The sequence below is a fragment of the Corynebacterium glyciniphilum AJ 3170 genome, from assembly GCF_007673095.1.
Lineage (GTDB): Bacteria > Actinomycetota > Actinomycetes > Mycobacteriales > Mycobacteriaceae > Corynebacterium.
Map to the genome: position 1 here is coordinate 320,814 of NZ_VDYZ01000002.1, position 20,328 is coordinate 341,141.

Consider the following 20,328-nt stretch of genomic DNA (forward strand, 5'->3'; position numbering starts at 1 on the left):
CTGCAACGTCGGTACCCCGGAGAGTTTACCGGGGTACCGCGCCGCACACCTACCGGGTCCGTTCGGCCCCGAGGTGCTTCTCCAGGAGTTCACCGGCGATCTCGATGGCACTGCGGTGGTCGATGTTCGCCGAGGACGGGTCATTGAGTTGCGCCATGGCTTCCTCAGCCTCCGCCCTGTCGACCCCCTGCGGCCCTTCCGGATCCGGCGGAGGGCCGCCGGGGCCGTCGTCCCAGGGTTCGTCAGGTTCTTCGGGGAGAGGAACCCCGTTGAAGCCACGGGAGTCCCCACCGGACTGGGGCGGGTGGGTCGCCTGCCCGGAACCACGTCTGGCATCGATCCTGGCCTTGCGTGCCCGCCAGCCGGAAAGCTGTTCATCCTGACCGTCATTCTTCGCCGCCGCTGGTTGCGCCCGCTGCACCGCCTGTTCCTCCGGTTTCTGTTCCACGACCGGAGGGGCCTGCGGAGATTCCACCTGCCGTGCCCGTTGCAACGCGACCGACATCGGGTCGGACGGAGCCTGGCTCACGGCAGCAGGCTCCTCTGTAGGGGCAGAATCCTGCTGCGGTTCAGGTTCCGGCTGCGGGTCCGCCGCAGCCTCAGCTTTTCCCGGCGGCTCCTGCGTGGTCCTCCCACCGACGCTGGCCGTGATCCGGACCGGCGCACCGGTGACCTTTTCTGCGGCGTCGGAGTACACCGCGGCGTGCTCCGGTGAGTTGATGTAGTTCGCCAGAGCACCCGTGTGGTGCACCAGGGTGATCGCCGCAGCGCCACCCTCACCGACGGCGCCTTCCTGCGCTGTCGCGTCACGCGCGGCAATCCATGCGGCGAGATTCGACTGCTTCACCGTCTCCAGGATCTCGTCCCACCGCTGAACCGGGTGGGCTGTCGTTTCCGGCGCCTCCGGCGTCTCTGAGGCAACCTCATCGCGGGTCTCTGCCTGCACAGAGGTGCCGGACCCGCCGACGTCAGCGACGTCAGCGACGTCACCGGAATCCGTTGCGCCACCGGTCTCGGTCGGCTCGTCGGCGGACGGGCGCCGGCGCCGCCTCATGATCTCGCGGGCGCGTTCCGCCTCGGCCCGGCGGGTGTCCTGCGGGGATGCTGCGGGCTCTGCCTGTGCAGTCGGCGCCACGGGGGCCGGTGCCTGTTCCGAGGTGCTCTCCGGAGCTGTCTCTGCAGCAACCTGCTGCGCGGTCTCCGCCTCCCGCTTCGACTTACGCACATAGGGCCGACCGGTCCCCGCGCCGGTTCCGCTTCCTCCGCCTGTGCCTCCTGTGCCGCCTCCTGCTTCGAGGGCCTCGACACGCTGTGCCAGCGCTTCGACGGTCATCCCCGCCGCCGGCAGTGCCATCCGGGCGCACAGGATCTCCAGAAGTAACCGGGGCGCGGTCGCGCCCCGCATCTGCGCCAACCCCTCGTTCACCAGTGACGCACACCGGGTCAGCGTCGCCTGGCCGACCGCCTGCGCCTGCGCCGCAAGGACTTCACGCTGGTCGGCCGGCGCATCCACCAGGCCGGTGTCGAAAGCGTCCGGCACCGCCTGGACCACCAGGAGGTCACGGAAGCGGTCCAGGAGGTCCATCGCGAACCGACGGGGGTCGTGGCCGGCGTCGATGACGTCACTGACACAGCCGAACAACCCAGCCTGATCCTGGTCCGCCAGAGCGTCCACAGCCCGGTCGATCAAGGACGTGTCGGTGAACCCCAGCAGGGCCACGGCCCGGCTGTATGTCACGCCCTCGTCCCCTGCCCCGGCCAGCAGCTGGTCCATGATGCTCAGCGAATCACGCGGTGAGCCACCACCGGCGCGGATGACCAGTGGATACACGGAATCCTCGACGACGGCCCCCTCGTCCTCGCACACCCTGCCCAGCAGCCCCCGCATCGCCGGCGGGGTCAGCAGCCGGAACGGATAGTTGTGGGTCCTCGACCGGATGGTCTGCAGCAGTTTCTCCGGCTCCGTGGTGGCGAAGATGAAGATGAGATGCTCGGGCGGCTCCTCGACGATCTTCAGCAATGCGTTGAACCCCGCCGAGGAGATCATGTGCGCCTCATCGATGATGAAGACGCGGTACCGGGAGTCCGCCGGAGCGTAGAAAGCACGGTCACGGAGCTCGCGCATGTCCTCCACACCGTTATGCGTGGCGGCGTCCAGTTCCGTGACATCCAACGTCCCCGGCCCCCCGGGTGCCAGTGCGCGGCAGGAGGCACACTCTCCGCACGGGGAGGACGTCGGCCCCTGCTCACAGTTCAGTGACCGGGCGAGGATCCTCGCCGAGGACGTCTTGCCGCATCCGCGCGGGCCCGAGAACAGGTAGGCGTGGTTGATCCGCCCGCTGTCCAGTGCCGTCGACAACGGCTCGGTCACATGTTCCTGCCCCACGACCTCGGCGAACGTCGCCGGCCTGTACTTCCTGTAAAGAGCCACGGACCCAGCCTACAAGGCGGGGCAGACAGCTACCGCCCCGCCGTTGGCGCTAGCGCCAGACGTCATTGAGATTCGCCTGCGAGGTCGCCAGCAACTGCTGTGCCGCGGCAGGACCTCCGTCCACAGCCACGCGATACTCCTCCTCGGTGAGCATCACCAGTTGTGCGTAGACCGTCATCCGGCCCGGGTGGGTGTACTCGTGGTAGGTGCCACCACCGTGCCGTCCCCCGAAATTCACCTCGTGCACGTTCGGCACCCCGTCCTCCCACAGGAACGGGGGCACCAGCAGTCCGTGCAGGGCCGTGATCGTGTCATCGACATGCCAGCCGAGCTTCGGCAGCAGCAGTCCGGGTTGCGGCGAGAAGTGGATGGGGTCCTCGGCGATCATCGTTGCCGCCGCCATGACGAGGTCGGCGGCTGCGCGACCGTGACCACTGGCGACGGTGATGAACTCGACCCTCAGGTCAGAGCCGTCCTCGGTGACCAGCTGAGGCTCGATCCGTGCGGCGTCCAGCGTCGCTGCAACGGTCTCCGCAGCGTCGTCCTCACCGCCTGCCCCTCCACCATTGTCGCCGAGCCGGAGTTCGGCGACGGTGAACTCCGGAAAACTCTGGCTCACCCGGCGCCGAGATGTCGTGAACTCACCGGGCAGCAGATCCGCCAACCAGTATGTCGTCTCCTCGAGATTCAACGGCTACTCTCCGGTGACGTCTGCTGCTTCTGTGGCCTCTGCGGCCTCGATGGCGGCGAGCAGGATGCAGGTCGCCACGCCGTCCATCGCCACCTCAACTTCCTCGATGGGCGGCATGGACGGGGCCAACCGCAGGTTACGGTTGTGCGGGTCTTTCTTGTACGGGAAAGTCGCCCCGGCTCCGGTCAACGCGATCCCGGCGTCCTTCGCCAGCTCGGCGACGCGGGACGCTGTCCCGTCCACCACATCGACGGAGATGAAGTAACCGCCGGCGGGGGTGGTCCATTCGGCGATCCCCAGCCCACCCAGACGGCGCTCCAGGATCGCGGTCACCGCACTGAACTTCGGAGCCAGGATGCCGGAGTGCTTCCGCATGACGGATCGGACACCCTCGGCGCTGCCGAAGTAGCGGGCGTGGGCGAGCTGGTTGACCTTGTTCGGCCCGATGCCGCGCGCCGAGGCGATTCCGCGGTACCAGTCGAGGTTCTCCTTCGACGAGTTGAAGAAGGCCACACCGGCTCCTGCGAAGGTGATCTTCGACGTCGACGACATCGCCCAGAAGCGGTTCGGGTGTCCCTTGTCCGCAGCCAACGCCACCACGTCGATGATCTCCGGGAACTCGTCGGTGAGGGTGTGCACGGCATAGGCGTTGTCCCACACGATGCGGAAGTCCGGCGCCGCGGTCTCCATCGCGGCGAGTCCCTCGGCGACCTCGCGGGAGACCGACCACCCGGTCGGGTTCGAGAACACCGGCACAGTCCACATGCCCTTGACCGCAGGATCCTTGACGAGCTCCCGGACGGCCTCCAGGTCCGGGCCCTGGTCCGTCATCGGGACCGTCAGCATCTCGTAACCGAAGGTCTCGGTGATGGTGTGGTGCCGGTCGTACCCCGGGACCGGGCAGATCCACTTGACCGTCTCCTCGGCCGACCACGGTCGCTCCGAATCGTTGTTTCCGAAGGTGTGGGACCAGGAGACCAGGTCGAACATGATGTTGAGGCTGGAGGAGTCCCCGGCGATCAGCAACGCCGGGTCGACACCGAGGACCTCCGCCCACAGCGACCGGATGTCCATGATGCCGTCGCCACCACCGTAGTTGCGGGTGTCGACGCCGTCCGAGCCCGTGTAATTGACTCCGGGAAGGCTGAGCAGGTCCATGCCGAGATCGAGCTGTTCGGTGGAAGGCTTCCCACGCGTGAGGTCAAGTGCCAGATTCCGGTCCTTGAGCTCCTGGTAGGCCTTGTCAGCCTCGCCCCTCAGGGACGTCAGGGTGTTCAGTACGTCAGTGTTCGCGTGGGTGAGCTTCATAGTCCCGCAGGACCTCCTCGACTTCAACGGGTGTGTTCCGCTCGAGTGTAGTGGGGCCGGGCGGGAACCGACAGGGCGCGGCATCGCAGGAACGGGACCTCTCTCCCCGACATCACCTCTTGACAACTGATGATGAACAGGCAACCCTAACATTGATACCTATTCACTGTTAGAACCCGGAGACCATAGTAATGACAGAGCCCGAACCCGGCGCGCCGCCCATCGTCCGCATGGACGCGGTCCGGAAGACCTACCGCACCCGGAACCGGACGGTGCACGCGCTCGACACACTCAGCCTCAGCGTCCGACGTGGTGAGGTACTCGGTGTCCTCGGCCCCAACGGGGCCGGCAAGACCACGGCGGTCAATGTCCTGTCGACGCTGGAGACGCCCGACAGCGGTACCGCGTCCGTCGCCGGATTCGACGTCGTCAAGGACGCCGCGGCCGTGCGGTCCGCGATCTCCCTCACTGGGCAGTTCGCCGCGGTGGACGGCGAGCTCACCGGACGTGAGAACCTCGTCCTCTTCGGACGGCTCCGCGGCCTGCGCAAGACAGCTGCCGGGGCGCGTGCCGATGAACTTCTGGCCAGTCTCAGTCTCTCCGACGTCGGCGGCTCGCTGGTCCGTACGTACTCCGGTGGTATGCGGCGCCGCCTGGACATCGCGGTGTCGATGATGACCGTCCCGGAGGTCCTCTTCCTCGACGAACCGACGACCGGCCTGGACCCCCACGCCCGCTCCGAACTGTGGGACGTGGTCAGGGAACTCAAGGCCCGCGGAGTGACGGTCGTGCTCACGACCCAGTACCTCGAGGAAGCGGACGAGCTCGCCGACCGCATCGTCGTCATCGATCACGGCGCCGTCATCGCCGAAGGGACGGCGGAGGAACTCAAGGGGCGGCTCGGCCCGAACGACCTCATCCTCACCCCGGAGGATCCGGCGGATCTCCCCCGCCTGTCCGCCGTCCTCGCCACCTGGGCACCGACCGGCGGGGAGGAGACGGTCGCAGTGCCGTTGACGGACGGAGCCCGGACGGCGGCCGCAGTAATGCAGGCGCTCGGGGGCTCGGGCATTGAACTGGCAGGCATGGAAATGGGCAGTCACACCCTGGACGACGTGTTCTTCTCCCTCACCGGTAAGGCCGCACCGCAGGAGTCGGCGTGATGACCACCTTCGTCTCCTCCACCGCGGTTGCCCACGTGCCGGAGCTGCTGCCGTCCACACTGGCGCTGGCCGGACGCAACATACTCCGGATCCGTCGCAACTCCGGATCCGTCATCAGCGCAACCGTGATTCCGGGACTGTTCCTCGTCGCCCTCTACATCGTGTTCTCCCGGGTCATGGAAGCAAACGGTATCGACTACGGGCAGTACCTCGTTCCTGCAGCGACGCTTCAGGCGATCCTGTTCACCGCCGGCGGGTCGGCGATGGCCATCGGGGTCGACAAGACCAACGGCATCAATGACCGGCTACGTGCCTCCCCGGTACCCACGGCCGCCCCCGTGCTCGGCCGGCTCATTGCCGATCTGACCCGCGCGGTGTTGTCCGTGACGGTCGTGACGGTGATCGGTGCTGTATTCCTCGGATTCGGTTGGAAGGGCAATGCCGGCGACACAGTGGTTTACCTGGTCGCCACCCTGGGGTTCGCTGTTGCCGCGTCGTTGATCTACGACGGTACAGCCCTTCTCGCCGCCACCCCCGAGTCCGCTGCCGCGCTGTTGCAGGCGGTGTCCATGCCGCTGATCATGCTGTCCACGTCCTTCGTTCCCGCTGAGACACTGCCCGACGGCGCGGCGGACATCATCAGCGCACTCCCCGTGTCCGTCATCGGAGAACTCCTCCGCCAGGCCAGCACCACCGGTGTCACCGCGGGGACAACCGGCGCCGCCACCGCCTGGATCGTCGGACTCGCAGTCATCGGCGCCGTCCTGTGCGCCCGGAGTTTCAGGAGGAGCCGATGAGTTCGACAACGCACACACCCCCGTCACAACGCGCTTCGGCGTCCGTCATCGGCGCGATTGCCCTCCACGCTGGACGAACCTTACGCGGATGGTCGCGCACCCCTGCGATTCTGGTGCAGAGCCTGGGCATGCCGGTGGCCATGCTGCTGATCATCGCCTTCATGTTCGGCAACGCTGTCGAAATGGCGACAGGCCGGCCGGCGGTCCAGGGCCTGGTGCCTCTGATGATCTGCACCGGTCCGATGTTCGCCGGCGCCACCAGCGCTGCGGGGCTGGTCACCGAGCGTCAGGAGGGCCTGTTCACCCGGTTTCGGACGCTTCCCGGTGTCGCCGTGTCACCCCTGGTCGGCAGGGTCCTTGCAGAGGTGGCGCGGGGAACTGTGGGCGCGGCGCTGATCCTGGTCACAGGGCTCTTCATGGGCTACCGGCTGGAGGGCCCGCTGGCTGTCCCCGGAATCCTCGCGCTCGCCGCCCTGGTGGCCCTGGCTTTCAGCTGCTTCCTGACCTGGGTCGGGATGGTGGCGCGCACCCCGGAGGCGACGGTGGCCGCATTGCCGGCGATGATGATCATGATGTTCTGCAACAGCGGATTCATGCCGGACGACGGATTCCCGTCCTACATGCAGAGCATCGTCCGGATCAATCCGCTGAGTACCGTCGTGGAGGCGATGAACGTCTGCGCGGGAACCGCCGGGGCAGGCAGCTCCGTGGTCCCCGCACTGCTGTGGCTTGTCGGAGCCGCGGCCGTCGGGACCCTGTTACTTGCAGCCACAGCACGCCGGCACCGGTAGCCGTATCAGTCGCGTGCGACCCGGTTCCACAACTGGTGCGTGAGCCCGGAGGACGTGCTGACAGACTCGACCGTGAAGCGTTCCTCCAGTCCGGCCAGGTCATCCCAGAGTCGCACACCCGCTCCCAGGACGACGGGGATGATGATGACGTGGAGGAAGTCGACGAGGTCCGCCTGCAGGAACTCCCGCACCGTGGACGGACCGCCGCCGAGACGCACATCCAGGCCGTGTGCCGCAGAACGCGCAAGGCGGAGTGCCTCGTCCGGAGAAGCATCCACGAAGTGGAAAGTCGTACCGTTGTCGAACTCGATCGGTTCCCGCGGATGATGGGTCAGGACGTAGACCGGGGTCCGAAACGGTGGCGCCTCTCCCCACCATCCTTCCCATCCGTCGTCGGGCCACGGGCCTGTCTGCGGGCCGAATTTGCGCCGGCCCATGATCTCGGCCCCGATCCCCTGACCCCACATGCTGAACATGGCGTGGTCCACGGTCACCGGGTCGCCGGTGCCGTCGATGCCGTCGATGCCGTCGATGGCACGGCCGTCGAACCGGCTGAACAATGCTCCGGCATCACCGATCGGCTCCTCGAAGGTCACGTGGTCTCCGGCTGCGTAGCCGTCAGAGGACACGAACAGGTTGTGGACTCTCGTACGGACCATCGTCACTCCCGACATATTTCGGTTCACTAATGAAGTGAACTATAGGCCGTCCCGGTGCAGGGTGCCATGCTGAAGTTCCACCCAGGTGTCGATGCCCATCCGGCCGAGGAATGCATCGTCGTGACTGACCACGATCAGACCGCCGTGATAGTCCTCCAGCGCGGACACGAGTGCGTCGACACTGTCGAGGTCGAGGTTGTTGGTCGGCTCATCAAGCACCAGCAGCTGGTGCGCCGGTTCCGCGAGCAGGATGCGGGCCAGGGCGACCCGGAAACGTTCACCACCGGACAGGCCCCCCCACCTGCCGGTGAACCGTATCCTCGCCGAAGAGAAACCGGGCGAGACTCGCACGCACCTGCTCAACCAGTGAATTCGGAGCCGCCGCCCGCACCGTGTCGATCACCGTGACCTCGTCGTCCAGATGATCGAGCCGCTGCGGCAGGTACCCGATCCGGTCGGTGAATGCAGACGCACGGACACCGCGCTGTATCCCAGCCGCGCCGACACCACTCCGGGCCCGGCGGACGAGCGCGTCCAGTAACCGCGTCTTCCCGACGCCGTTCGGCCCGGTCAGTGCGAGTCGCTCCGACCCCTGCAGCACAATTGACGTACCACGGTCATCACGGAACTCGACCAGGCGCCGCCCGGCAGGCACACCGGGGTCCGGCAGGGTGACCCGGATGACCGACTCATGGCGGATCCGATCCTCCTGCCGCTGTTTCTCACGCTGCGCCGCCGCCACCTTCTCATCCAGTTCACCACGCAGCTTGCCTGCGGAGACCTGTGCCTCGGTCTTGCGCAGGTTCATGATCGATTTGGGCCTGCGTTTGTTGGCGAAGTCAGTGCGGGCATAACGCTGACGGCGCGCCAACTTCGTCTGGGCTTCCGCCCGTTGCCTTTTCCCTGTCCTGAGTTTCTGTTCTGCGGTACGCAACGCCTGCTCGGCGGCCGCCTGTTCCTGGTCCACCTGCTGCCGGTAGTCGCTGTAGCCACCACCGAACATCTCCAGGTTGCCGAGACGCAGTTCTGCGGTGTCATCCATGAGTTCCAGCAACGTGACGTCGTGGCTGACCACGATCAGTGCTCCCGGCCATGTCGTCACCGCGTCATAGAGATCGTGCCGCGCACGCCGGTCAAGATTGTTGGTGGGCTCGTCGAGCAGGACGACCCCGTCGCTCCGGTTGCTTCGCAAGCGGAGTCCTGCCACGGCCGTCAGGACGGCTTCGCCGCCGGACAGCGTCCCGACCGTGCGGTCGAGACCGACATTCGCGAGACCGACGTCGTCCATCGCGGTTCGGGCCTGAGCTTCACAGTCCCACGCCTCGTCAAGGGCATCGAAGTGCCGCGTCTCGACCGAGCCTGCCTCGATGGCGTGCAGCGCATCCAGTGTGTCGGTGACACCGAGAAGATCCGACACAGTCACCTCAGTGGTGAGGGCCAGGTTCTGGGGCAGGTAGTCGACGGCACCCTTGGTGGTGACCGTCCCGGCAACTGGTGTCAGCTCACCGGTGATGAGCTTGAGCAGGGTCGATTTCCCGGTTCCGTTGGCGCCGACCAGGCCGGTACGCCCGGTACCGAATGCGGCAGAGATGCGGTCCAGGGCGGCGGTGCCGTCAGGCCAGGAGAAAGACACGTCCGTGAGGACGACGGAGGGTTGGTGAGATACTGACATCGTGGGCTCCAGTGGTTGTCAACGGAGGCGTTGACAACGGAGCCGACGACACGGCTACGACGACGTCAACGCACGGCAGTGTGCGGGATGACGATCGTCGATCAGCATGAGACGTCCTTGGTCCGGAGAGAAAGTTAAAGGACACCGCGCACCCGCCAGAGCTCGTTGACCCTTGCTGCATTCCTGCCCTGGGGGAGTTCACAAGATGCACGCCGCGCGGCGTCCGGCCCTCATGATAGCAAGTGGCGGCAACGGGGGCCAACACGGATACCGCCGTACCCTGACTACAGATCCAGAGACAGAGGTTTCTACCGCCCCACCAGCATGTCCACCGGCGTTTTGCATCCCGGGCGGCGTCGTGTGTATATTTCTCGGCGGAGGATTCGACTAGCGGCCTATGTCACACGCCTGGAACGCGTGCGGGAGTCACATCCCTCAGGGGTTCAAATCCCCTATCCTCCGCCACAGAGAACCCCCGGTCTTCCGACCGGGGGTTCTCGCATTGCCGGGCGCATGCACGCGTACCGGATTCCCCCATCTGACGGCAGTCGCACGGCACTTTCGGCACGCTCCCATGCATTGCCGCCGGTGCCCTCCCTCAGCAACCACACCCCTCTACACTGAGTCTCCATGCAGACTCTTCGGGACGCCCTGTCGTCCAACCGTGACCGTGCAGTATTCGACGATCTTGTTGCCGGCCGCCCCACCGTGTGGGTACCTGACCGCGGGACACAGAACCCCGACACCGCCTTCACCCGCCTGGTCGATGATGCCGAGGCGCGCTTCCGCTGGTTCGCCCCGCTGATCGAAGAACTCTTTCCTGACACTCGCGAACTCGGCGGGATCATCGAGTCACCGTTGACCAAGGTCAGCACGCTCAGTGACACCCTGTCCCACGAGTTCGGGCGGCCCGTCCCCCGGAATCTGTGGGTGAAGCGGGACGACGCACTGGCGGTGAGCGGCTCAGTGAAATCACGCGGCGGCATTCACGAAGTCCTCGAGACGGCACTCACCGCCGCAGCGGACCTCGGCGTCGACCTGTCACCCGGCCCCACGGCGTTCCTCGAGGAGTCGGTGCGCGAGAAAATGGTGACGCGGCGCATCGTGGTCGGTTCCACAGGGAACCTGGGGATGTCCATCGGCCTGATGGGTGCTGTTCTCGGATTCTCCGTCACCGTGCACATGTCGCACGACGCCAAACAGTGGAAGAAGGACAAGCTCCAGAACTCCGGTGTGGAGGTCGTCGAACACGACACGGACTTCACTGAGGCGGTTCGCGCCGGCCGCCGGGCCGCCGACGCGGAACCCCGTGCCCACTTCATCGACGACGAGAACTCCCGCAGTCTTTTCGCCGGCTACGCTGTCGCTGGCCGCCGGCTGGCCGGCCAGTTGGCCGCGGCATCAGTACCGGTCGACGAGGACAATCCGTTGACCGTGTACCTGCCGTGCGGGATCGGCGGCGCGCCCGGTGGGATCACCTACGGCCTGGCCACCATCTTCGGGGACAACGTCCGGTGCGTGTTCGTCGAACCGGTGTCGATGCCCGCATTCCTGCTCGGCAGACTCACCGGGCTGGACGACGGCGTCAGCGTCACGGACATCGGGCGCGGAGAACTCACCGTCGCCGACGGGCTGGCGGTCGGTCGTCCTTCCGGCTTCGTCGGCGCGACCGTCGGCAGCCTGATTGCGGGCTATGCCACAGTCACTGACGACGATCTCATGCGGGTCCTCGCGCTGGCGCACGATTCCGCGGCACTACGCCTGGAACCGTCGGCGTGCGCCGGGCTCCTCGCCGCCGGTTGCACCCGTGAGGACCGTGGCACCCACATCGCCTGGCTCACCGGGGGCTCACTGATGCCGGACAAGGAGTACGCCGCCCTGCTCACAGCAGGACGACGACTCCTGACAACTCAAGCGCGCAACTGACTATCCGAGCGCACCGGACTTCCAGTCGTCGATGAAGTCCGGATTATCGTCGAGCCACTCGGAGACGGCGTCCTCCATGTTCTCGCCGCCGTAGTTGTCCTCGGAGAACATGACGTTCTCCAGGGACGACAGGTGTTCGTCATCGAGCACCAGGTTCTTCAGCAGCTGGGCGACGTAGGGATTATCGTCGGAGAAGCCGGTACGGGAGAAGTTGTAGATGTTCTCTGCACCGCCCATGGCTCCCTCCGGGTCTTCCAGGTCACGGACCGGGAAGGCGTCGTAGGCCCAGTGGGGACGCCACAGGGTCACGGCGATGTCGTCACCGTTGTCGGTGGCTCGCTGCAGTTCAGCGAGCATCGCCGGAGTGGATGAGATCTGGAAATCGTAGTCCTCCAGCCCGTACTCCGGAATGGCGTGGTCCTGCGTCTGTGTTGTCAGTCCCGCTCCGGGATCGATGCCGACCAGGCGGTTGCCGTAGTCGTCACCCATGTCAGCGAGATCCGCGATGGTCTGGGCCGGCGAATCCTCGTTGACGGCGATCGTCAACTTGGCGTTGTCGTACCAGCAGCCCTGTGCTTCGAGATCATCTCCGTACTCCTCAATGTAACTGTCGTGGGTGATGGGCAGCCAACCGTCCATCAGCACGTCGACATCGCCGCTGGCGACCCCGGTGTACGCCGGTGCAGCGTCGAAGTTGGAGATGGTGACGGTGTAGCCCTCATCCTCCAGGACGTGCTTGACCAGGTGCGAGGCGGCGAAGGACTCGTCCCAGCCGTTGAACGCGGCGATCGTGACATCTGTGTCATCATCGGTGTCCAGGTCGGCGAGGTCCGATGATTCCTCACCCGGGGTACAGTCTGCGAAATCGGAGGCGGCACTGGAATCGTCGCCGTCCCCGCCGTTGTCACTTCCGCCACCTTCGTTTTCGGCTCCGCAGGCAGAGGCCACCAGGGCGGTGGTCACCAGCAGTGCGCCGAGGGACGCGGCTTTACGCCCTCTCTTCAGGGTTGTGGTCCGTGCAGTCGTGGTCATGATCTCTCCTCGTGAAAGTCGTACGATGGTTAGCTTAACGAAATTTCTTCGTCTCAGTCAGTCCCCTTCTGCGCCCTGGCCAGTGGCGTCCGGTTACCGAGTCCGGCGGTAACCCGGTCCAGGAAGATCGCCAGGATCACCACAGCGACGCCTGCGTTGACCCCCAGTGGGACGTTCAAGGTCTGCAGAGACTGCGTCACCGGGCCACCCAGACCGTCGGCTCCGGCCATGCCGGCGAGTACCACCATGGACAGTGCCAGCATGATGACCTGGTTGATGCCCGCCATTATCGTCGGCAACGCCAGCGGCAGCTCGATACGGAACAGGATGTGGCGTGGTGTCGCGCCGAAGGCGTTGCCGGCTTCCACTGTCTCCTGGTTGACCTGGCGAATGCCCAGTTCAGTGAACCGCACACCCGGGGGAAGACAGAAGATCAGCGTGGCGATCATGCCCGGCACCACACCGATGCCGAAGATCACCATGATCGGGACCAGGTACGCCAACGCGGGCATCGCCTGCATGAAGTCGAGCACGGGTTTGACGATCGCCGACACCGTCGCCGATTTCGCCGCCCAGATACCCACAGGTACCGAGATGACGACGGCGATGACGACAGCGACGAACACCATGGACAAGGTGTCCATGGTGTTTCCCCACTGGTTCACACCGCGGACGATGTACAGGCCGACCACGGTGAACACCGCGACTTTCCAACTCGCCGCGGCCCAGGCAACCGCGGCGAGGATGATGATCATCACCCAGTAGACCGGTGCGCCCAGTACCGCAGCGACACCGTCGTAGGCACCTCCGAGCACGGTGCCGATGAAGTCCAGGAGCCAGCTGAATGCCCGGTTGAACCAGTCGATGAAGTCGGAGATCCACCGCCCGAGCGGGATGTCCGGATTGAGGAATGAATTCATGTTTCAGTTCACCTTTCCGGCCATCGTCGCCACCAGCGCCTTCGGATCCACGACCCCGACGAGCGAACCGTTGTCCATCACCGCCAGCGATCCGGTGGCCTCGGCGGAGTCGTGCACTTCCGCCGACCGGGTGAAGAGTTCCCCCAGTAGCGTGTCGGCCTCCACCGTCGGCAACGAGGACGCATCTGGTCCGGCTTCCGTCATCACGTTGCGTGCCGTGAGGACACGGGTGCGGTCGATGTCAGCGAGGAAATCGGCGATGTAGTCGTCAGCAGGACGGGTGAGAATCTCGTTGGCCGTACCGATCTGTGCGATGCGCCCGGCACGCATGATCGCGATGCGGTCACCGAGCCGCATCGCCTCATTGAGGTCATGGCTGATGAAGATGATCGTCTTGCCCAGTTCACGTTGCAGTTCGAGCAACTGGGTCTGCATTTCATTGCGGATCAGCGGGTCAAGCGCAGAGAACGCCTCATCCATGAGCAGGATCTCCGTCTCGGCCGCGAGGGCGCGTGCCAACCCGACTCGCTGCTGCATTCCGCCGGACAGCTGGCCCGGTAGGCTGTCCCCCCATCCGTCGAGGCCGACCTGCTGCAGCCAGTGGTCAGCCCGTTCCAGACGTTGTTTCCTGCCGACCCCCTGAATCTCCAGGGAGTAGGCGGCATTGTCCCGGACGGTGCGGTGCGGCAGCAGTGCGAAATGCTGGAACACCATGGAGATGTGCGTCTTACGGAGTTCCCGAAGTTCTCCGTCGCCCATCTCCGAGATGTTCTTTCCTGCGACGTTGATCGTGCCCGCAGTCGGCGACCACAACCCGTTTATCATGCGGATCAAGGTGGATTTTCCGGAGCCGGACAACCCCATCACAACGAAAATCTCGCCCTTGTCCACCGAGAAACTCGCGTCGATGACACCTGCCGTTCCCAGGTCCGTCAGTTCACTACGGTCGGCCCCCGTCTCCAACCGTCGCACCACTTCAGGGCCGTTCTTCCCGAAGACCTTGTAGACATGTGAAGCCTCAACTACACCCATGCTCTTTTCGCCTCCGACGTCCGCGGAACTCCTTGTGACAGACCTCCACCATAGAAAACATTGGGGCCCGCTGCGAACATTCTGTGTAGAAACTGTCGGAGAAGTTCCTCGAAACTGGCGTCAGAAAGCGCGCCTACCAGTCAGTATGACCGAGATAACGACCGGGGATTCTCAAGAGAAAAGAGCAAGGAATTCACCCCCCGATATCGGGGAGCATGTCGGCATAACTGCGCTCGAGCTCGGCCAGCCATGCCCGGGCATTCCCGTCCGACGGGGCACGCCAGTCCCCCCGTGGTGACAGGGAGCCCGCGGGCGACACCTTCGGTCCGTTCGGCACGGCGGTCCGTTTGAACTGGGCGAATCCGAAGAACCGGCGCAGGAAGGTACGCTCCCAGGCCACGATCGTCTGGAGGTCGTAGTCGTAGCGGTCCTCGTCGGGGAACCCGGCGGGCCACTGCCCCTCTCCTGCGTCCTTCCAGGCGTGCCAGGCGAGGAAAGCGATCGTGGAGGGGCGGGTCCCACGGAACACGTGCCACAGCGTGAAGTCGTGCAATGCGTACGGCCCGATGGTGTCCTCCGTGGACTGCACCTGTCCGTCCGCACCAGCGGGCACCAGCTCGGGACTGATTTCGGTGTCGAGCACGGAGCGCAGCACCTCTGCGGCATCCTCCCCGACCACGTTCCCGTCGGCGATGACCCAGCGGATGAGGTGCTGGATCAACGTCTTGGGCACACCGGAGTTCACCGCGTAGTGGCTCATCTGGTCCCCCACCCCGTAGGTGCACCAGCCGAGGGCGAACTCGGAGAGGTCACCGGTGCCCACCACGATACCGCCGAGATGGTTGGCCAGACGGAAGAGGTAGTCGGTGCGCAGACCTGCCTGCACGTTCTCGAAAGTCACGTCGTACACCGGCTCACCGTCGCCGGCAGGATGGCCCATCTGCGCGAGCATTTCCGTGGCGGCGGGCCGGATGTCGAGTGTCTCGATCGTCGCGCCCATGGTTTCGGCGAGCTTCACCGCGTTCGATTTCGTGTGGTCTGAGGTGGCGAACCCCGGCATGGTGTACGCCAGGATGTCCGACCGCGGGCGCCCCGTACGGTCCATCGCTCGGGCCACGACCAGGAGGGCGTGGGTGGAGTCCAGGCCACCGGAGACGCCGATCACGGGGCGTGGGTCGCCGATGGCCTGCAGCCGCTGGACGAGCCCGGACACCTGGATGTTGAAGGTCTCGTAGCAGTCCTGCGCCAGGCGGGCGGGGTCGCCGGGCACGAACGGGAACCGCGCGATGTCCCGGCGCAGCCCCACATCGTCCTGCGGTGGATTCAGTGTGAAGGAGACCATGCGAAAACCGGCGTCCGACCGGTCCTGCACCGTCCGACGGTTGTCGTCGAAGGTGCCCTGGCGGATGCGCGCCGCCCGGAGGCCGTGGACATCCACGTCAGCGACACTGACGCGCGGCCCGTCGGGGAAACGTTCCGTCTCCTCCAGCAATACTCCGCGTTCGTAGACCATGGTCAGTCCGTCCCAGGAGACGTCGTTGGTGGACTCCCCCTGGCCGGCAGCGGCATAGACGTAGGCCGCCAGGTTCCGCGACGACGCCGACTTCGCCAGCAGGTGCCGGTCATCGGCCCGCTGCACCGTGATGGGGCTTCCCGACAGGTTCAGCAGGACGGTGGCCCCCTGCAACGCCGCGAGTGACGACGGAGGCACCGGGACCCACATATCCTCACAGACCTCGGCGTGGACGGTCAGTCCGGGCACGTCCTGCGCCTCGAAGAGCAGGTCGGTGCCGAAGGGCACCTCCGTCTCACCGATCCGGATGTGCCCGCCGCGGACATCATCGCCCGGGGCGTACCAGCGACGTTCGTAGAACTCACGGTAGGTCGGCAGATAGGACTTCGGGGCGACGCCGAGGATCCTTCCCCGGTGGATGATGACCGCGCAGTTGTACAGGCGGTTGCCGTGCGCCAACGGCGCGCCGACGACAAGCACGGGAAAGAGTTTCTCCGACGCCGCGACAAGGGTGCGCAATGCATCAGTGACCGCGTCGAGCAGGACGTCCTGCATGACCAGGTCGTCAATGGCATAGCCGGTGAGGCTGAGTTCAGGGAAGACGGCGACGGCGACGTGATCGTCGTGGAGCTGACGGGCAGTCTCGAGGATGACGCGGACGTTCGACGCGGGGTCGGCGACGGAGACTGGAACGGTGGCCGCGGCGATCCTGGCGAAACCGTGCGTGTAGGCACCGCCGCGCGGTTTTTCTTGGGCGGTGTGCGCTGCAGAGGGTGCTGATGGTCCTGTCGACATGGCCACCAGTCTGCCACGGGGTCCGCGACCGACGGAGCAACCCCAGAGGCTAGTCGGACCGACCTGTGGGGTTGCTGCGTCGGTCCTCCTGACCTACGCACGCACCGGTGAGCCGTCCCCGTCGATGACAGGCAGCGGGACCCGCGTCACCGCTGGGTGGTGTTGACGATGTAGAGGTCGCATGTCGCCTCGGAGGCGACTTTGCGGGCCACACTACCGAGGATCCTGGCGACCCCCTGGACGTGCTTGTTGCCTACGACGATGGTATCGGCCTCCAGCTCCTCGGCCGTGCGCAGAAGCGCGTCCGCAGGCGTCCCCTGCGCCGCGTACGCCTGGATCGTCAGGGACGGGTGGGACTCTCGCAGAGCTTCCGCCACAGACTCCGCCACCTGCTGCGCAGCACCGGCCAGTCTCTCAGTGAGCTGGCGGTAGGCATTCTCGGTCAACGACCCCTCACCCCTGTTCTGGACAGGGGGCTGGTAACTGTCGGCACCACGTGTGCTGTAAGCGCTGATCACATGCAGTTCCGCTCCGAACCCTTCGGCCACCTCTGCGGCCTTGGCTGCCGCGCGCAGGGCCGTCTGACTCGAATCGACCCCGGTCACGATTTTCCTGGTCATCTCAACCCTTCCGTTCCCGTCGTCACGACATGTGTTTTCATGTGTCTTCCTTGGGAGCCATCATAGTCTGTGACGGCTCACGGCGGTCCGTCACAGCTCACAGCACCCGGTGACGACCGATGGGTAGCACGAGCGGTGTCCCTGACACGGGGTCCTCGATGATTCGGGAGCGCAGCCCGAAGACCTTCTCCACCCGTTCCTCGGTGAAGATCTCGGACGGCGCACCCACCGCCTCCACTCCTCCGTCGGCGATCATCACGACCTGGTCGCAGTAACGCGCCGCGAGGTTCAGGTCGTGCAGCACCATGACGATCGTGATCCCGGCCGAGCCGTTCACGTCGGTGAGGAGATCGAGTACCTCGACCTGGTGAGCGACGTCCAGGAAGGTCGTCGGCTCGTCCAGCAGCATCAGGTCGGTCTGTTGTGCGAGCGCCATGGCGATCCACACGCGCTGTCGTTGGCCACCCGACAGTTCGTCGACGGCCCGGTCCGCCAGGGCTGCGGTCCCGGTGGTGTCCAGTGCGAAGGCGACGGCCTCGTCGTCCGCGGCCGACCAGCGCGACATGATGCCCTGGTGCGGGTGCCGTCCCCGTCCCACCAGGTCCGCCACGGTGATGCCTTCCGGGGCGATCGGCGACTGGGGCAGCAGGCCGAGCGTCCGGGCGAGTTCCTTGGCGGGACGGGAGTGCACGTCCTTTCCGTCCAGCAGGACGTGCCCGGAAGCCGGTTTCAGCAGGCGTGACATCGACTTCAACAACGTCGACTTCCCGCAGGCGTTCGCCCCGATGATGCCGGTGACCTTCCCCGGCAGGACGGAGAGGTCGATGTCACGGATCACGGTACGGTCGCCGTACCCCAGGGTCAGGTCGTCGACGGTCAGCGTGTGGTGTGTCGTCACAGTGCACCTCCAGTGGCATTGCGCCGGTTGGTCCGGATGATGAGGTAGATCAGGTAGGGCGCGCCGAGGACACCGGTGATGACGCCGACGGGGTAGCGTGCGTCGAACGCCCACTGCCCGGCGAAGTCGGCGACGAGAACCAGCAGGCCCCCGACAAGGGCCGACGGGATGAGCAGGTTGGTTCCCGGCCCGACGAGGCGTGCCGCGATCGGTCCGGAGAGGAAGGCCACGAAAGCGATCGGTCCGGCCGCCGCGGTGGCGAAGGCAATGAGCCCGACGCCGGCGACAACCAGGACCAGCCGGGTCACGGAGACACGGACGCCGAGTGCGCCGGCGGTCTCGTCGCCGAGCTGGGTGATCGCGAGGTTGCGCCACTGTGCCAGCAGCACCGGCACCAGGACCACGAGGGCGACGAGAACGAGAAGGACGTCCTCCCAGGTGGCGTTGTTGAGGCTGCCCGTGAGCCAACGCATGGCGGTCTGGGTGTCCCAGCTCTGCGCCGTGGACAACTGCCAGTTCGTCAGACTGGTGAGGATCGCGGACACGCCGATACCCACCAGGATCAGGCGCGTCCCGGCGACCCCGCCTTTCCAGGCGAGGGCGAACACCAGGACCGCCACGCCGAGACCGGCGGCAATCGCAAAGGCCGACACACCTGCCTGGCTGAGCGAGAGGGTCAGGATGGCGAACACGGCCGCCGTCGAGGCACCGGAGCTGATTCCGATGATGTCGGGGCTGGCCAGAGGGTTGCGCAACATCGTCTGGAAGACCACACCGCCGAGCCCGAAGGCCAGGCCGCAGACCACCGCCAGGGATGCGCGGGGCAGGCGGAGCCGTCCGACGGTGAAGCTGGCGCCGGGGACCGTCTCCCCGGTGGCGACACGCCACACGTCCTGCAACGGGTAGACGGTGTGGCCGTAGGACAGGGACACCAGGTACATCGCGACAACAAGAACGGAAAGGACCCCGACGAGGATCCACCAGCGACGGAGGCGTCCCCGGCGTTCGGCGGCGACGGCCGCGACAGTGGAGGGAGTGGTCACAGCGCACGCACCTTCTGACGTCGGACGATGGCGATGAATACCGGTGCCCCGATCAGGGCGGTGAGGATACCGACCTCCAGCTCGGAGGGACGGGCGACGATGCGCCCCAGCACGTCTGCGGCAACGAGCAGGAGGGCACCGGTCACCGCCGAGAACGGGATCAGCCAGCGGTGGTCGACCCCTACGAGCAGCCGGCAGGCGTGCGGGACGACGAGACCGACGAAGCCGATAGGGCCGGTCACCGCGGTCACCGCCCCGCAGAGGATGACCGCGCCGAGAGCAGCCGCGGCACGGGTCCGCGCGACCCGTTCCCCCAGACCTGCGGCGAGTTCATCACCGAGGGCGAGGGAGTTCAGGCCACGGGCCGAGAGCAGGCAGATCAGGAACCCCACCACCAGGAACGGTGCGACGAGCCGGATCGACGCCCAGGTCCCGCCACCGACACCGCCGATCTGCCAGTCCCGCGCCGCATCGACGAGGTCGGTCCGGGTCAGCATGATCGCACTGATGAATGAGGTCAACGCCGCAGCCGTGGCGGACCCCGCGAGGGCGAGTTTCAGTGGCGTGGCGCCACCGTGACCGAGTGAGCCGATGACGTAGACGACGACAGCGGTGACCGCTGCCCCGGCCATGGCCACCCAGATGAACTCCCCCGGGGTGCTGAGACTGAGGTAGGCCATCCCCAGGACGACGGCGAGCGCGGCACCGGTGTTGACGCCCAGGATCCCCGGGTCGGCCAACGGGTTGCGGGTGACTCCCTGCATCACTGCACCGGTGACACCGAGTGCCGCTCCGGCGATGACCGCCAGGACGGTGCGTGGGATGCGGGTGGCGACGGCGGCCTGGTCGAATCCGTCCGCCGCGCCGGTGTAGGCGGCGAGGATGTCCTCGAGACCGACGCTACGCGATCCCACCGCAGTGGAGACCGCCATGACCACCACCAGGGCCACGGTGGCGAGGAGCAGCCAGAAGGTGCGCATCGCCGTTGAGCGTCGCAGGCTCTCCGCGGTGCTTGTCGTCGTGCTCGTCGTCATTGT

The 20,328-nt window shown here is 66.1% G+C and carries 18 protein-coding genes, 1 tRNA gene and 1 other RNA gene; 5 read left to right on the forward strand and 15 right to left on the reverse strand.

Translation table 11 applies throughout. From position 1 onward, the window contains the following. Window positions 1–49 precede the first annotated feature (49 nt). The 3 genes from FS507_RS03430 to FS507_RS03440 are packed head-to-tail and all read right to left on the reverse strand — an operon-like array spanning window position 50 to window position 4,430. Window positions 50–2,431 (reverse strand): DNA polymerase III subunit gamma and tau, encoded by a 2,382-nt coding sequence (locus FS507_RS03430; RefSeq protein ID WP_145941404.1) that lies wholly within the window; start codon window positions 2,429–2,431, stop codon window positions 50–52. 49 nt (window positions 2,432–2,480) lie between these two features. Beyond that, complete coding sequence (locus tag FS507_RS03435; protein WP_145941405.1) at window positions 2,481–3,122, reverse strand: hypothetical protein; 642 nt, start codon at window positions 3,120–3,122, stop codon at window positions 2,481–2,483. Between the two features lie 3 nt (window positions 3,123–3,125). Further along, a complete protein-coding gene (locus FS507_RS03440; RefSeq protein WP_145941406.1) occupies window positions 3,126–4,430 on the reverse strand; it encodes an aminotransferase in 1,305 nt (434 codons plus the stop codon). Between the two features lie 191 nt (window positions 4,431–4,621). Here FS507_RS03440 and FS507_RS03445 point away from each other — a divergent pair, with 191 nt between their 5' ends. The 3 genes from FS507_RS03445 to FS507_RS03455 are packed head-to-tail and all read left to right on the forward strand — an operon-like array spanning window position 4,622 to window position 7,181. Then, window positions 4,622–5,593: an ATP-binding cassette domain-containing protein gene (locus FS507_RS03445; RefSeq protein WP_145941407.1), complete on the forward strand. Its 972-nt coding sequence runs from the start codon at window positions 4,622–4,624 to the stop codon at window positions 5,591–5,593. Continuing rightward, window positions 5,593–6,390 (forward strand): ABC transporter permease, encoded by a 798-nt coding sequence (locus FS507_RS03450; protein ID WP_145941408.1) that lies wholly within the window; start codon window positions 5,593–5,595, stop codon window positions 6,388–6,390. Before FS507_RS03445 ends, FS507_RS03450 begins: the two co-directional genes overlap by 1 nt. Beyond that, window positions 6,387–7,181 (forward strand): ABC transporter permease, encoded by a 795-nt coding sequence (locus FS507_RS03455; RefSeq protein WP_145941409.1) that lies wholly within the window; start codon window positions 6,387–6,389, stop codon window positions 7,179–7,181. The genes FS507_RS03450 and FS507_RS03455 overlap by 4 nt, the downstream gene beginning before the upstream one ends. A gap of 5 nt (window positions 7,182–7,186) precedes the next feature. Here the strand turns inward: FS507_RS03455 and FS507_RS03460 are convergent, their stop codons facing one another. The 4 genes from FS507_RS03460 to ffs form a co-directional block, all read right to left on the reverse strand. After that, complete coding sequence (locus tag FS507_RS03460; protein ID WP_145941410.1) at window positions 7,187–7,840, reverse strand: dihydrofolate reductase family protein; 654 nt, start codon at window positions 7,838–7,840, stop codon at window positions 7,187–7,189. 39 nt (window positions 7,841–7,879) lie between these two features. After that, window positions 7,880–8,191 (reverse strand): ATP-binding cassette domain-containing protein, encoded by a 312-nt coding sequence (locus tag FS507_RS19030; protein ID WP_313958065.1) that lies wholly within the window; start codon window positions 8,189–8,191, stop codon window positions 7,880–7,882. After that, on the reverse strand, window positions 8,118–9,512 hold the full coding sequence (locus tag FS507_RS03465; RefSeq protein ID WP_313958066.1) for an ATP-binding cassette domain-containing protein: 1,395 nt from the start codon (window positions 9,510–9,512) through the stop codon (window positions 8,118–8,120). Before FS507_RS03465 ends, FS507_RS19030 begins: the two co-directional genes overlap by 74 nt. Before the next feature lie 132 nt (window positions 9,513–9,644). After that, window positions 9,645–9,741, reverse strand: an RNA gene (ffs, locus tag FS507_RS03470) — signal recognition particle sRNA small type. Between the two features lie 147 nt (window positions 9,742–9,888). Here ffs and FS507_RS03475 point away from each other — a divergent pair. After that, window positions 9,889–9,977, forward strand: a tRNA-Ser gene (locus FS507_RS03475). Between the two features lie 165 nt (window positions 9,978–10,142). After that, on the forward strand, window positions 10,143–11,438 hold the full coding sequence (locus FS507_RS03480) for a D-serine ammonia-lyase (protein WP_145941411.1): 1,296 nt from the start codon (window positions 10,143–10,145) through the stop codon (window positions 11,436–11,438). On the opposite strand, the gene FS507_RS03485 is transcribed toward FS507_RS03480, so the two are convergent. From FS507_RS03485 to FS507_RS03520, 8 genes are all read right to left on the reverse strand, one after another. After that, window positions 11,439–12,470, reverse strand: coding sequence for a glycine betaine ABC transporter substrate-binding protein (locus FS507_RS03485; RefSeq protein WP_145941412.1), 1,032 nt, complete (start codon window positions 12,468–12,470; stop codon window positions 11,439–11,441). It lies immediately after the preceding gene. 53 nt (window positions 12,471–12,523) lie between these two features. Then, window positions 12,524–13,390, reverse strand: coding sequence for an ABC transporter permease (locus tag FS507_RS03490; protein WP_145941413.1), 867 nt, complete (start codon window positions 13,388–13,390; stop codon window positions 12,524–12,526). A 3-nt stretch (window positions 13,391–13,393) separates the two neighbouring features. Continuing rightward, entirely contained in the window at window positions 13,394–14,422 is a 1,029-nt protein-coding gene (locus FS507_RS03495; protein ID WP_145941414.1) for a quaternary amine ABC transporter ATP-binding protein, read from the reverse strand. 193 nt (window positions 14,423–14,615) lie between these two features. Beyond that, a complete protein-coding gene (locus FS507_RS03500) occupies window positions 14,616–16,730 on the reverse strand; it encodes an NAD(+) synthase (protein WP_145941415.1) in 2,115 nt (704 codons plus the stop codon). A 146-nt stretch (window positions 16,731–16,876) separates the two neighbouring features. Further along, entirely contained in the window at window positions 16,877–17,350 is a 474-nt protein-coding gene (locus FS507_RS03505) for a universal stress protein (RefSeq protein ID WP_145941416.1), read from the reverse strand. Between the two features lie 97 nt (window positions 17,351–17,447). Then, window positions 17,448–18,248 carry an ABC transporter ATP-binding protein gene (locus FS507_RS03510; RefSeq protein ID WP_145941417.1) on the reverse strand — a complete coding sequence of 267 codons (801 nt, stop codon included), beginning with the start codon at window positions 18,246–18,248 and terminating at the stop codon, window positions 17,448–17,450. Next, window positions 18,245–19,291, reverse strand: a complete 1,047-nt coding sequence (locus FS507_RS03515) for a FecCD family ABC transporter permease (RefSeq protein ID WP_260853140.1) — start codon at window positions 19,289–19,291, stop codon at window positions 18,245–18,247. Before FS507_RS03515 ends, FS507_RS03510 begins: the two co-directional genes overlap by 4 nt. Then, window positions 19,288–20,325 carry a FecCD family ABC transporter permease gene (locus FS507_RS03520; protein ID WP_145941418.1) on the reverse strand — a complete coding sequence of 346 codons (1,038 nt, stop codon included), beginning with the start codon at window positions 20,323–20,325 and terminating at the stop codon, window positions 19,288–19,290. The genes FS507_RS03515 and FS507_RS03520 overlap by 4 nt, the downstream gene beginning before the upstream one ends. Between the last annotated feature and the right edge of the window lie 3 nt (window positions 20,326–20,328).